The organism is Gaetbulibacter jejuensis, assembly GCF_039524015.1.
Taxonomy (GTDB): domain Bacteria; phylum Bacteroidota; class Bacteroidia; order Flavobacteriales; family Flavobacteriaceae; genus Gaetbulibacter_B; species Gaetbulibacter_B jejuensis.
Map to the genome: position 1 here is coordinate 1,133,514 of NZ_BAAAGF010000001.1, position 13,089 is coordinate 1,146,602.

Consider the following 13,089-nt stretch of genomic DNA (forward strand, 5'->3'; position numbering starts at 1 on the left):
TTTTTAAATGATGATTAAACAATTGCGAAAATGTCACTCTCGCGCATAATTAAATAGTCTTTGCCTTCAAGTTTTAGTTCAGTGCCAGAGTACTTTCCATAAAGTACTGTGTCACCAACTTTTACTGTCATTGCTTCGTCTTTTGTGCCTTTACCAACAGCGACAACTTTACCTTTTTGAGGTTTTTCTTTGGCGTTGTCTGGAATAATGATTCCTGAAGCTGTTTTGGTTTCAGCCTCTACAGGTTCTACTAGAACTCTGTCTGCTAAAGGTTTAATGTTTAATGCCATTTTTATATTTCTTTTTTTGGTTATTAAAATGTGTTTAACGCTTAAGCGTTATGCTAAAAATGTGCCAATACATTGTAACTGACATTTTTTCATTTTAGGGTAAAAAAAATGCCAACATAAAGTTGGCATTCTTAAATTGTATAATCAGAAATTACTGAACTGAATCTCCTACTGTTGCAGTATCATCAGCAGTTTCTGTACTGGTTGGTAATGCGTCTTGAGTTGTAGTTGTAGCTTCGTCTTGGTCTAATGCTTTAGATTCAGAACCATTAGCTCCTCCAATTGCAAAGTTTGACAAAAGGATTAATAACAATAATACTGTTGCTAATGTCCAGGTACTTTTGTCCAAAAAGTCGGTTGTCTTTTTAACACCTCCTAATTGTTGAGTACCTCCACCACCAAATGAAGATGATAAACCACCACCCTTTGGATTTTGCACCATGATTACTACTATTAATAAAAATGCTACAATAACTATAAGAACTAAAAATATTGTAAACTGTGTCATTATTTATTGATTATTTTCTTGTAATTTTTTTACTGCTTTAATTTGGTCTGCAAAGAAACCACTTTTTTCTGGATATTTCAAACTTAATATTTTATAAGATTGAATTGCCTTATCATAGTTTTTTTGTTCTAGATAAATTCTAGCTAAAGTCTCGGTCATTAAACCATCATTTTGCTCTGGTTTAGGTTGCGCTAAATTTTGTTGAGGTTTGGTATCTTTTACAGGTACAATCTTAGGGTTTTTACTTAAAAACTTATCTATAAGTTCAAACTTTTTATCAATGGTAGATTCTTGTGCTGCCTCTTGAGTGTCGTTTGTTTCGTCTACTTCTATTGAGGATTCTCGCTCAATAGGTTTGAAACTAGTAATCTTTAACCACTCAGTAAACGAGTGTGTTTCAGCCTTGTTAAACTCTAATGGTTTCCCAATGTTTAGTTGCTCTTTTGGAGAAGGTTCAATATTGTCAGTATCAATATCGATGATTGGAATTTTTGGAGCATCGTTAATGTCGGAAATAAATTGTTCAACATTTTTTGCAATGAATTTTTCCTCAAATAAATTCGGGTCTAAAACACCTTCGGTATCTTTTATATGTTGTTTAAGTGCGTCGTCAATAGTTACACTTTTATTTACTGAAATATCGTCGGCATCTTTAACTTCAATAGTTTTTAAATGCTCATAGTTTTGCTTTATAATCTGAGATATTTCATTTTGGTTAAACGCATCACTGGTAATATAATCGAACAGAATACTTCTGTCAGTAGTGTAGGCCGCAGTAGTTTTTAATTCAAGATTGTATTTAAAACTTTGTTTGTTTTTTAAGGCTTTAAGGTATAATGCTCTTGCTGGTTGAAAATAAGGATACTCTTCAATAACCGAAGTAATACCGCTAATTTGATCTGTAGTGATATTTTGAGGGTTTTGAAGTAAATATGTAAAATCTTGCAACTGCATTAGTAATTTACCATTTTGCTAAAGTAGCATTAAAAATATCTTGTGTAAGACGTTCAAAAATCTCTTCATGTGCAGTGTCTTTTTGACTGCCTATAAGTTGCTCATCACCATCATAATCATAGAAAAATGAAAAACGCTGCTCAAAATCTTCTTCAGGAGCATCTTTATCAAAAAAACGAACATTAACACTTATAGTAAGTCTGTTTTGAGCTGCAGTATTGTTGGCAGTAGCTGTAGTTGGAGAAATTCTATATTCAGTAATTTCACCTTCATAAATTAAATCTCCACCAGAGTTTACCAAGCTAAGACTCGTTTGGTTTTGAATAAGGTCTTGTAACGCTTGCGTAAAATCTCTATCTAAACCAGGTTCAATTAGTGCTGAGTTATTTTGAAAGTAATTAACTTGAAAGGTTTCGGCTTTTAAATCCTGCACACCAGTAAATGAATACTTAACCTTACATCCTGTGATTAAAACAGAAATACATATTAATAGACTATATTTTAATGCTTTCATTTACAAATCGTATTGCTTAATTTTTCTATAAAGCGTGCGTTCACTTATTCCAAGTTCGGCAGCTGCTAATTTACGTTTTCCGTTGTGACGTTCAAGCGATTTTTTAATTAATTCCAATTCTTTGTCATGAAGCGATAAGGTTTCTTCTTCTTCAATTTCTTCAGCAAAGTGGTATTTGTCTTGCACGTCTTCGATATTGCTTATCTCTTCAATTGAATCAATAGTTTTTTCAGGAATTGATAATACTTCTAAATCTTCAATTGTTGAATCATCATCTTCATCGTTGTTGCCATAGATTTTTTGTATCAAACCTTGATTGTCTTTTTGAACGTCAGAGCCATTACCATGTTTCATCAATTCCATAGTGAGCTTTTTTAAATCGTTTAAATCGCTCTTCATGTCAAACAATACCTTGTACAAAATTTCTCGTTCGTTACTAAAATCACTTTCTGATTTTGTATTGTTAATCACAGCAGGAAGGTTACTACCAGCATCTGGAAGATAATGGCGTAACGCTTCTGCATTGATAGTTCTATTTTGTTCTAAAACTGATGTTTGTTCAGCAACGTTACGAAGTTGCCTAATATTACCATTCCATCTGTATTTTAGTAAAAGATTAACAGCGTCATCTGTTAACTTTACCGTTGGCATCTTGTATTTAAGTGCAAAATCGCTTGCAAATTTTCTAAACAATAAATGTATATCTTCTTTGCGTTCGCGAAGCGGTGGAATATTGATTTCTATTGTGCTTAAACGATAGTAAAGGTCTTCTCTAAATTTTTCTTTTTTGATGGCTTCAAACATATTAACGTTTGTTGCAGCTACAATGCGTACATTGGTTTTTTGTACTTTACTGCTTCCTACTTTAATAAATTCGCCATTTTCAAGTACACGAAGTAACCTTACTTGAGTGGTTAAAGGAAGTTCTCCAACTTCATCAAGAAAAATAGTACCACCATCGGCAACTTCAAAATACCCAGAGCGTGTTTGTGTTGCTCCTGTAAAAGCTCCTTTTTCATGACCAAATAGTTCACTGTCAATGGTGCCTTCGGGAATTGCACCACAGTTTACTGCAATGTATTTTCCGTGTTTGCGATGTGATAATTGATGTATAATTTTTGGAATACTTTCCTTACCAACACCACTTTCTCCTGTAACTAATACCGAAATATCAGTAGGAGAAACCTGTATGGCTTTTTCTATGGCACGATTGAGTTTTGGGTCGTTGCCAATAATGCCAAAACGTTGTTTTATAGCTTGAACTGATTCCATGTTATATTATAGTTTGTCAGGTCGAGCATAGTCGAGACCTAATAAAGACCTCTCGACTGCGCTCGAGGCGACATGTGTTTAATTATTATCTGAATATCCAACAGCTTCACCAATAAGTGTAGCAGTTGTACAATCAGTGATTTTTACATTTACAAAATCACCAATTTTATAATTTTCTTTTGGGAACACAGCAACAGTGTTGTGTTGTGTTCTTCCAGACCAATGGTTAGAAGACTTTTTAGAGTCTTTTTCAATAAGAACTTCAACAATTTTATTGGTTTCTTGTTGTGTTCTATATAAACTGTGTCTTTGTTGTAAGGCTACAATTTCGGCTAATCTTCTTTTTTTAACTGGTTCAGGAACGTCATCTTCCATTTTTCGTTCAGCTAGTGTTCCTGGTCGTTCAGAATAGGCAAACATGTATCCAAAAGAATATTTTACATGTTCCATTAAAGTTAGCGTGTCTTGATGATCTTCTTCAGTTTCAGTTGGGAAACCAACAATCATATCGTGACTTATTGTGCAATCAGGAATAATGCGCTTGATGTTGTCAATAAGTTCTATGTACTCTTCGCGAGTATGTTGACGATTCATTTCCTTTAATATCCTGTCGCTTCCACTTTGTACAGGTAAATGTATGTAGTTGCATATGTTGTCATACTTTGCCATAGACTCAACCACATCTAAAGTCATATCCTGCGGATTTGAAGTGGAAAAACGAATACGCATTTTAGGTTGTGCTTGGGCACAAAGCTCTAACAGTTTAGCAAAATTTACAGCAGTTGCTTTTTGCATATCAGTAGCTTTTTCAAAATCTTTTTTGAGTCCGCCACCATACCATAAATAACTATCAACGTTTTGACCTAGAAGTGTAATTTCTTTAAATCCTCTGTTCCAAAGATCGTTAACTTCTTCAATAATACTTTGAGGGTCTCTACTGCGCTCACGACCACGAGTAAAAGGTACTACACAAAATGTACACATATTATCGCAACCACGCGTAATGGATACAAAAGCGGTAACACCATTTGTATTTAAACGCACAGGAGAAATGTCTCCATAAGTTTCTTCTTTTGAAAGAATAACATTTATAGCATCTCTGCCTTCATCTACTTCAGCAAGTAGATTGGGTAAGTCTTTGTAAGCATCAGGGCCTACAACAAGGTCAACTATTTTTTCTTCCTCAAGGAATTTGCTCTTTAAACGTTCTGCCATACAACCTAAAACACCAACTTTCATTTTAGGGTTTACACTTCGTTTTACAGCATTATATTTTTCAAGACGTTTTCTTACAGTTTGCTCAGCTTTGTCTCTAATGGAGCAAGTGTTTACCAAAACCAAATCGGCATCTTCAAGGCTTTGAGTAGTGTTAAATCCTTCATTTTGTAAAATTGAAGCAACAATTTCACTATCGCTAAAGTTCATGGCACAACCATAACTTTCAATAAAAAGCTTACGTGTGTTTCCGTCTTTAGTTTCTAAAATAAGGCGTTCACCTTGTTTGTTTTCGTCTATAATCTTTTCCATATTCTATACTGAGAATTTCTATCAGTCAATAAGTGTGCAAAGATACAATTAATTTGCAATTTATGACAAAGTGACAGTGTGTATTCTGTTTTTGCTAAAGATGAATTTTAGTGTACTTTTACAATAAATCAACTATAAAAAATTATGACATTCACAGAACTACAATTAAAAATCCAAAACGCTAAAGATTTAGACTTTGGTGATATTTTCAACAGAAGCATTGAGCTTTTTAAAAAGGTTTGGGTGCAAGGACTTGTCATGACCATTCTTACTATGGCTTTAATGATTCCGTTTTACATTATAATGTATTTGCCTTTAATAGCTATGGGCTTGTTTGACCCTCAAGCGCTAGAGTCTGGAGAACCTAATTTTGCTCTTATGATTCCATTTTATTTAATGATGCTAGTTTTTTCGTTTTTTGCAATGGTAATTGGGTTTGCGTTAAAAGCAGCGTTCTTAAGAATTTGTAAAATGAAAGACCTTGATGAGGTTGGTAAAGAGGATTATTTCTACTTTTTGAAAAAACCATATTTAGGTAAAGTGTTTTCATTGTCTCTCATCTCTTTTGGAATTTCGCTTGCGGCTACACTTTTATGCGTTTTACCGTTATTTTATGTTATGGTTCCTATTACATTAATGAACGTAATATTTGCATTTAATCCGCATCTTTCACCTTCCGAAATTACTAAAGCTGCATTTAATTTAGGAAACAAAAAATGGCTCATTACTTTTGGACTTATTTTAGTTTCAGGTATGTTGGCTCAAGTAGTGGGTATTCTAATGTGCTTTATTGGTGTATTAGTTACAGCGTCATTTACAGTGTTGCCATTGTATTACATTTATAAAGATTCAGTGGGACTAGATGAAAAAGAGATAGATAGAATAGGTGAGGGTCAGCAGTTTTAACAAAAACTCACGCAACCTTTTTATAGATTTTGCATCTACTTGTAAAACTAATCAATCTATGAAAAATCTTTTATGCCTCTTGTTGGTGTTTGTGCTTTGGTCGTGCAATGATGACGACATTCAGTACGAAACAGTAAACGTTGCTATTCCGCAAGTAATGAGTAAAGCAGAGTTTAGAAACTCAGTTGAAATATTACCTTCTCAAACCATTGATGAAGCTGGTAAAATTTATGTGTACCAAGATTATATTTTTGTTAATGATGAGTTTAAAGGAGTGCATATTATAGATAATAGTAATCCTGCTTTTCCACAACAAATATCTTCAATTAAGATACCAGGAAATGTAGATATTTCAATTAAAGATAATTATTTGTTTGCCGATAGTTCTATTGATTTGTTAGTGTTTGATATTTCAAATATTAACAACATCCAAATGGTTGAACGTTTAGAAGATGTGTTTTCATATTATAATTACCAAATTCCTGTAGGAACCGATGTTGCTGAGTTTGGAGATTACAATCCAGAAAACGATGTTATTGTTGGTTGGGAACTTGTTCAGCAGCAACGCGAAGTAGTAAATGATGATGCAGTGTTAGAGACTTTTAATGGAGGAGCGTCTGGTGATGTTGGTACAGGAGGTTCGTTAGCGCGTTTTCAAATTGTAGATAATTATTTGTACACGGTAGGAGTATCTGAAATGTCTATTTTTAATATTGAAAACCTCGCACAACCTAACCTAGTGACTACACAATATTCTGGTTGGAATATTGAAACTATGTTTCATGCTGATGGCTATTTGTATTTAGGAGGAAGTAACGGAATGTATATTTATAGTTTAGAAAATGCAGCTAACCCAAGTTATGTGTCAGAGTTTATACATTGGGAAGGGTGTGATCCTGTTGTGGTTGATGGAGACTATGCTTATTTAACACTTAGAGGAGGTAATGAGTGTGGTCAACAAGAAAGTGTTCTGGAAGTTATCGATATAAGTGATAAAACTTATCCAACTTTAGTGGCTACATATTTTTTAGATAATCCTTATGGGTTAGGTTTTAAAGGAAATAGTCTTTACGTGTGCGATGGTACTTCGGGCTTGAAAGTATATGACAAAACTGATCCAATACAGCTACAATTATCACAAACATTTATTGACCTGCAAGCAAAAGACGTAGTGCCTATGGATGATGTACTCATTATGATAGGTGATAATATTGTGTATCAATATGAGTATGGTGAAGGAACTTTACAGCAAATTAGTGCGCTAGACTTAAACTAAATACAGTGTAGTTATGATTTTAAAAAAGTACATGTCGTTTGTTTTTTTACTGTTGCTTTTAGGGTGTAATTCCGATGATGACAATGGTTCAAATAATGAATGTGGAGACCAAATGATTTTTGATGAAGAATTATTTAATCAAGAGTCGCCATCTAGTTTTTCTATTCAAAATGCCGAAATAGATGGTGATTGTTTGATGGTTACCTTATCAGCTAGTGGATGTAGTGGAACTTCTTGGGAAGCAAACTTAGTTACTGATGGTTTGGAAACAACATCTGTTCCTCCTAGTAGGTCGATACGTGTTGATTTTACCAATATTGAAGTCTGTACAGCTGTTATCACTAGAACATTTCAGTTTTATTTAGGAAGCAACAATAATGAGACTGCAATATATTGGCTTGAAGATTGGGATGGAGGTGCTCTGATTCATAACGAATAGCATTAAAAAAGATATAATTTAAGCCTGAATGTTTTCAGGCTTTTTTTATTGAAAGAATGAAAAATTAGGTGCATAAAATTTTTTTGACATACATTTGTAGCCTTAAAAAATGATTTATGGCGAAGAATCTAGTAATTGTTGAGTCACCTGCAAAGGCTAAAACTATCGAGAAATTTTTAGGTAAGGATTTTAAAGTTGAATCTAGCTTTGGTCACATTGCCGACTTGCCTTCAAAAGAACTTGGAGTAGATGTAGATGGAGATTTTAAGCCTAAATATCAGGTGTCTAGAGATAAAAGAGATGTCGTAAAAAAACTAAAGGAGCTAGCAGCAAAAGCCGAAACGGTTTGGTTGGCAAGTGATGAGGATCGCGAAGGAGAAGCTATTGCGTGGCATTTAGCTGAAACGTTAAAACTAGACAAATCAAAGACCAAACGAATCGTTTTTCATGAAATTACCAAGACAGCAATTCAACGTGCAATAGAAAACCCAAGAGGTATTGATTACGATTTGGTTGATGCACAACAAGCACGTCGTGTATTAGATAGAATTGTAGGTTACGAATTATCTCCAGTACTATGGCGAAAAGTTAAAGGTGGTTTATCTGCTGGTCGTGTGCAGTCAGTTTCAGTAAGACTTATTGTAGAGCGCGAACGCGAAATTCAAGAGTTTTCACCTGAAGCATCTTATAGAATCGACGCTGAATTCACTAACGAAGACGGTCAAGCTTTTAAAGCAAAATTACCTAAGAACTTTTCTAGCAAAGAAGAAGCGTATAAGTTTTTAGAGCAGAATATTTCAGCAGACTTTAAAGTTGCTAACCTCGAAAAAAAGCCTGCTAAAAAATCGCCAGCAGCACCATTTACAACATCAACCTTACAACAAGAAGCTGCTAGAAAATTAGGGTTTTCAGTAAGTAGAACCATGTCAAATGCACAACGTTTGTATGAAGCTGGATTGATAACCTATATGAGAACTGATAGTGTTAACTTATCAGACGAGGCGAGAAAAGGTGCCGAGGCCGAAATTAAAAATGCTTATGGCTCTAGCTATAGTAAGCCTAGAAATTATAAAGGTAAAGCTAAAGGAGCTCAAGAAGCGCATGAGGCTATTAGACCAACCGATTTTTCTGCACATTCTGTTAATGCGGATAGAGACCAAGCAAGACTATACGATTTAATTTGGAAACGTGCCATTGCTTCTCAAATGAGTGAAGCACAATTAGAACGTACCAATGTAAAAATAAGTGCTTCAACGCACAACGAAACCTTTACAGCTAATGGAGAGGTAATCACTTTTGATGGGTTCTTAAAGGTTTACCTTGAAGGTACTGATGATGAAGATGCAGAGCAAGACGGAATGTTGCCAGCAATGAAAGTAAACGAAACCTTGCTTAATAATTACATTACAGCTACTGAACGTTATACAAGACCACCTGCTAGATATACTGAAGCATCTTTGGTAAAGAAATTAGAAGAGTTAGGTATTGGTCGTCCATCTACATATGCACCAACAATTTCAACAATTCAAAACAGAAATTATGTTGAAAAAGGAACTGTGGATGGTGTTGCAAGAGACTATTCTCAATTAACCATGCAACAAGGTGCAATAAAAGATAAAAAACTTACTGAAAAAGTAGGTTCAGATAAAGGTAAACTAGTGCCTACTGATATAGGAATGATTGTAACGGATTTCTTGGTGAATCATTTCGAATATATCTTAGACTATAACTTTACAGCAAAAGTTGAAGAAGATTTTGATGATATTGCTGAGGGTAAAGTAGATTGGTCTAAAATGATGAAAGACTTTTATAAAGATTTTCATCCGCAAGTTGAGGACGTTCAAGAAAATGCCGATAGAGAATCTGGTGAACGTGTTTTAGGAACCGATCCAAAAACAGGTAAGCAAGTGAGTGTGCGTTTAGGTAAGTTTGGGCCTATGGTACAAATAGGAACAGTTGATGATGAAGAGAAACCTCAGTTTGCGAGTTTAACACCAGACCAACAATTAAATACAATAACTTATGAAGAAGCTATGGATTTATTCAAGCTTCCAAAAAGTTTAGGAACTTATGAAGGAGAAGAGGTTGAAGTTAACAACGGACGCTTTGGACCTTATGTTAAGTTTGGTAAAAAGTTTGTGTCATTACCTGCAGGTGTTGATCCTCTAAGTGTAGAAATGGATGACGCTATTGTTTTAATAAAAGAAAAACAAAAAGCCGATGCTCCTATATATATGTATAAGGAGTTGCCAGTTCAAAAAGGTAAAGGACGTTTTGGACCATTTATAAAATGGAACAACATGTTTATCAACGTAAACAAGAAGTATGATTGGGATAATCTTTCCGATTCTGATATTATTGAGTTAATAGAGGACAAAATTCAAAAAGAAAAGGATAAATTAGTGCACTCTTGGGAAAGTGAAGGTATACGAGTTGAAAAAGCACGTTGGGGAAGACACAATGTTATAAAAGGTAAAACTAAAGTTGAGCTTCAAAAAACTGTTGACGTAACTGATATGACTTTAGAAGAAGCTAAAGAAATTTTAGAAAAAGCTGCTCCTAAGAAAAAAGCAACAAAGAAAAAGACAACCACAAAAAAGAAATAATACATGAACTTTAATTTTCTTTCTCCTGTTTCCGATACTGTTTTAGCTCATAACGAGTTGCTGTCTCAACAAGCACTAGGAAGAAAAATAAAAGTTCACTCTGCTCAAAAAGGAATTCCAGATTTAGAGGATGTCAAAATTGCTATCATTGGTGTATTAGAAAATCGTAATGATGTCAATTACATTGGTGACATGGTTGATTTTACCAATGTAAGAAAAGCACTCTATGCACTTTTCCCAGGAAACTGGAATACCAAACTTGCCGATTTAGGCGATATTCATCAAGGAGATTCAGTAGAAGATACCTACTTTGCTCTTAAAACAATAATCACTGTTTTACTTGAAAAAAAGATAATACCTGTAATATTAGGAGGAAGTCAAGATTTAACCTATGCTAATTATCGCGCTTACGATAATGTTATACCAATGGTTAATATTGTAAATGTAGATAGTAATTTTGATTTAGGCGATTCAACACAGCCAATAAAGAATAATAGTTATTTAGGTAAGATTATATTAGAGCAACCATTTAACCTCTTTAATTATTCTACAATAGGATATCAAACCTATTTCAATCCGCAAGAAGAAATTGATTTAATGGATAAGCTTTATTTTGAAGCGTATCGTTTAGGAGAGGTGTCTAATAATATAAGTTTAGTAGAACCAGTAATGAGAGATGCTCATTTAGTAAGCGTCGATTTAAAATCTGTAAAAGCATCTGAAGTTGGTGAAAAGCAAAAATACTCTCCTAATGGACTTGACGGAAAGGAAGTTTGTGCTATTTCAAGGTATGCTGGTATAAGTAATAAAGTATCTTCATTTGGGATTTATGAATATAAACTTTCAAGAGAAGATGAAGTCACTGCAATGTTAGTTGCACAAATAATTTGGTATTTCGTCGAGGGTGTAAATTGTCGAGTAAAAGACGACGATTTTAAAGATGACAATAACTATCAAAAATTCAATGTGTTAGTAGAAGATGAAGATCTTATTTTTTATAGGAGTATAAAAACTGGACGTTGGTGGATAGAAATACCTTTTTTGCCAAATGTTAATAATAAATTAAAAAAGCATACGTTATTACCATGCACGCATGAAGATTATGTAGAGGCAAGCCATGGAAAAATACCTGAAAGATGGTATAAGGCGTATAAAAAGAATAGTTTTTAGTATATTTACTTTTTTAATCCTAAAAGCTGATTTCATCGATGAAATGCATGCTTTTTGGGATGAAGTGCAAAAAAAAATAAAAAAAAATTGTTTTTTTGAAAATATATGGATATGTTTACTGCCTCAAAATTGGGAAAACAAATTTTTTTTAAAAATTTAACATTTAATAACCGAACAATTTTAAACTAATTTAACCTCGAGTTTCTATGAATATGAAGAAGTTTGCTTTATTAACCGCTGTGTTAGCTCTATTAGTTAGTTGTGGCTCTGGAGACAGAGGAGAACTAGTTGGAGTTAAAGGAAAGAAATGGCATCCTGAAAAGCCCTATGGAATGACGCTTGTTCCTGGTGGAGCATTTATTATGGGTAAATCAGATGATGACCTAGCTGGTGTACAAGATGCACCAACAAGAACTGCTACAGTTAGAGCGTTCTACATGGACGAAACTGAAATCACTAATAGTGAGTATCGTCAGTTTGTTAATTGGGTAAGAGACTCAATTATTAGAACTAACCTTGCAATTATTGCAGATGATTTTGGATTAACACCTGACGATGGAGGTACTGGCGAATTTGCTTTTAAAGATGCCGATACTACAAACATGAGTGTTTATGAAAAATACATGATTGATAATTATAGTGGACTTGGACCAACTGGTTATGAAGGAAGAAAATTAAATCATGATGTTGATTTGATTTTTGATACTTCTGAATATCCAGATGAGTACTATGCTGAGGTTATGGACACAATGTATTTGCCAATTGAGGAATCTTACAATGGACAACGAACTTGGGATGTGAAAAAATTCAAGTTCCAGTATACTTATATGGACATTAAAAAAGCAGCTAAAAATAAAAACCTAAGACGTAAAGATGTATTAATTACTGAAGAGGTTGAGGTGTATCCTGATACTACTGCTTGGATTAGAGATTTCGCTTACTCTTATAATGAGCCAATGCATAACGATTATTTTTGGCATGATGCTTATGGAGATTATCCTGTAGTAGGAGTGTCATGGAAACAAGCAAATGCTTTCTGCCAGTGGAGAACATTAAATAAAAATGGTTACCAAAAGAGTAAAGGTAAAGCTTTTGTAAATTCATTCAGACTACCTTCAGAAGCAGAATGGGAATATGCTGCAAGAGGTGGATTGCAAGGAGCAACTTTCCCTTGGGGTGGACCATATACTAAAAATGACAGAGGTTGTTTTATGGCAAACTTTAAGCCTTTAAGAGGAGATTATGCTGCTGACCAAGCTTTATATACTGTAGAAGCTGATGCATATGAGCCAAACGACTACAACTTATACAACATGGCAGGTAATGTGTCAGAATGGGTGTACGGTTCTTACGATCCAGGTTCTTATGAATACTCTTCAACAATTAACCCTAATGTAAACGATCCTGATAATGAGCGTAAAGTAGTACGTGGTGGATCATGGAAAGATGTTGCATATTTCTTACAAGTAAGCTCAAGAGATTATGAATATGCTGATTCTGCAAGAAGTTACATAGGATTTAGAACAGTACAAGATTACATGGGTACTGAAGTAACAAACAACGCAAGAAATTAAAAACAACAACAACTTAAATTAACAATTAATACTAACCTACTTAGGTAATATTT

The 13,089-nt window shown here is 34.1% G+C and carries 12 protein-coding genes; 6 read left to right on the forward strand and 6 right to left on the reverse strand.

Going from position 1 to position 13,089, the window contains the following annotated elements:
* Window positions 1-14: 14 nt before the first annotated feature.
* The 6 genes from groES to miaB all read right to left on the reverse strand — a co-directional run bounded on the left by groES (window position 15) and on the right by miaB (window position 5,065).
* The gene (gene groES / locus ABD011_RS05000; RefSeq protein ID WP_129759194.1) at window positions 15-290 is read right to left on the reverse strand and encodes a co-chaperone GroES; all 276 of its coding nucleotides are present in this window, start codon (window positions 288-290) and stop codon (window positions 15-17) included.
* Between the two features lie 151 nt (window positions 291-441).
* Window positions 442-798, reverse strand: a complete 357-nt coding sequence (secG, locus tag ABD011_RS05005; RefSeq protein WP_134198695.1) for a preprotein translocase subunit SecG — start codon at window positions 796-798, stop codon at window positions 442-444.
* Window positions 799-801: 3 nt separating this feature from the next.
* The gene (locus ABD011_RS05010) at window positions 802-1,752 is read right to left on the reverse strand and encodes a hypothetical protein (RefSeq protein WP_343796273.1); all 951 of its coding nucleotides are present in this window, start codon (window positions 1,750-1,752) and stop codon (window positions 802-804) included.
* Window positions 1,753-1,759: 7 nt separating this feature from the next.
* On the reverse strand, window positions 1,760-2,266 hold the full coding sequence (locus ABD011_RS05015) for an LptE family protein (RefSeq protein ID WP_335973963.1): 507 nt from the start codon (window positions 2,264-2,266) through the stop codon (window positions 1,760-1,762).
* The gene (locus ABD011_RS05020; protein WP_343796275.1) at window positions 2,267-3,538 is read right to left on the reverse strand and encodes a sigma-54 interaction domain-containing protein; all 1,272 of its coding nucleotides are present in this window, start codon (window positions 3,536-3,538) and stop codon (window positions 2,267-2,269) included. It abuts the gene before it with no gap.
* 78 nt (window positions 3,539-3,616) lie between these two features.
* Window positions 3,617-5,065, reverse strand: a complete 1,449-nt coding sequence (gene miaB / locus ABD011_RS05025; protein WP_343796277.1) for a tRNA (N6-isopentenyl adenosine(37)-C2)-methylthiotransferase MiaB — start codon at window positions 5,063-5,065, stop codon at window positions 3,617-3,619.
* Window positions 5,066-5,209: 144 nt separating this feature from the next.
* Between miaB and ABD011_RS05030 the strand changes: the two genes are divergently transcribed.
* The 6 genes from ABD011_RS05030 (at window position 5,210) to porK (ending at window position 13,036) form a co-directional block, all read left to right on the forward strand.
* The gene (locus ABD011_RS05030) at window positions 5,210-5,971 is read left to right on the forward strand and encodes a hypothetical protein (RefSeq protein WP_343796279.1); all 762 of its coding nucleotides are present in this window, start codon (window positions 5,210-5,212) and stop codon (window positions 5,969-5,971) included.
* A gap of 58 nt (window positions 5,972-6,029) precedes the next feature.
* Entirely contained in the window at window positions 6,030-7,247 is a 1,218-nt protein-coding gene (locus tag ABD011_RS05035; RefSeq protein WP_262732056.1) for an LVIVD repeat-containing protein, read from the forward strand.
* Between the two features lie 31 nt (window positions 7,248-7,278).
* Complete coding sequence (locus tag ABD011_RS05040; RefSeq protein WP_343796284.1) at window positions 7,279-7,686, forward strand: hypothetical protein; 408 nt, start codon at window positions 7,279-7,281, stop codon at window positions 7,684-7,686.
* A gap of 116 nt (window positions 7,687-7,802) precedes the next feature.
* Window positions 7,803-10,292: a type I DNA topoisomerase gene (topA, locus tag ABD011_RS05045; RefSeq protein ID WP_131505888.1), complete on the forward strand. Its 2,490-nt coding sequence runs from the start codon at window positions 7,803-7,805 to the stop codon at window positions 10,290-10,292.
* A 3-nt stretch (window positions 10,293-10,295) separates the two neighbouring features.
* Window positions 10,296-11,462 carry a formimidoylglutamase gene (locus ABD011_RS05050; protein WP_343796287.1) on the forward strand — a complete coding sequence of 389 codons (1,167 nt, stop codon included), beginning with the start codon at window positions 10,296-10,298 and terminating at the stop codon, window positions 11,460-11,462.
* Between the two features lie 212 nt (window positions 11,463-11,674).
* Complete coding sequence (gene porK / locus ABD011_RS05055; protein WP_165353652.1) at window positions 11,675-13,036, forward strand: T9SS ring complex lipoprotein PorK/GldK; 1,362 nt, start codon at window positions 11,675-11,677, stop codon at window positions 13,034-13,036.
* The last annotated feature ends 53 nt before the right edge of the window (window positions 13,037-13,089 follow it).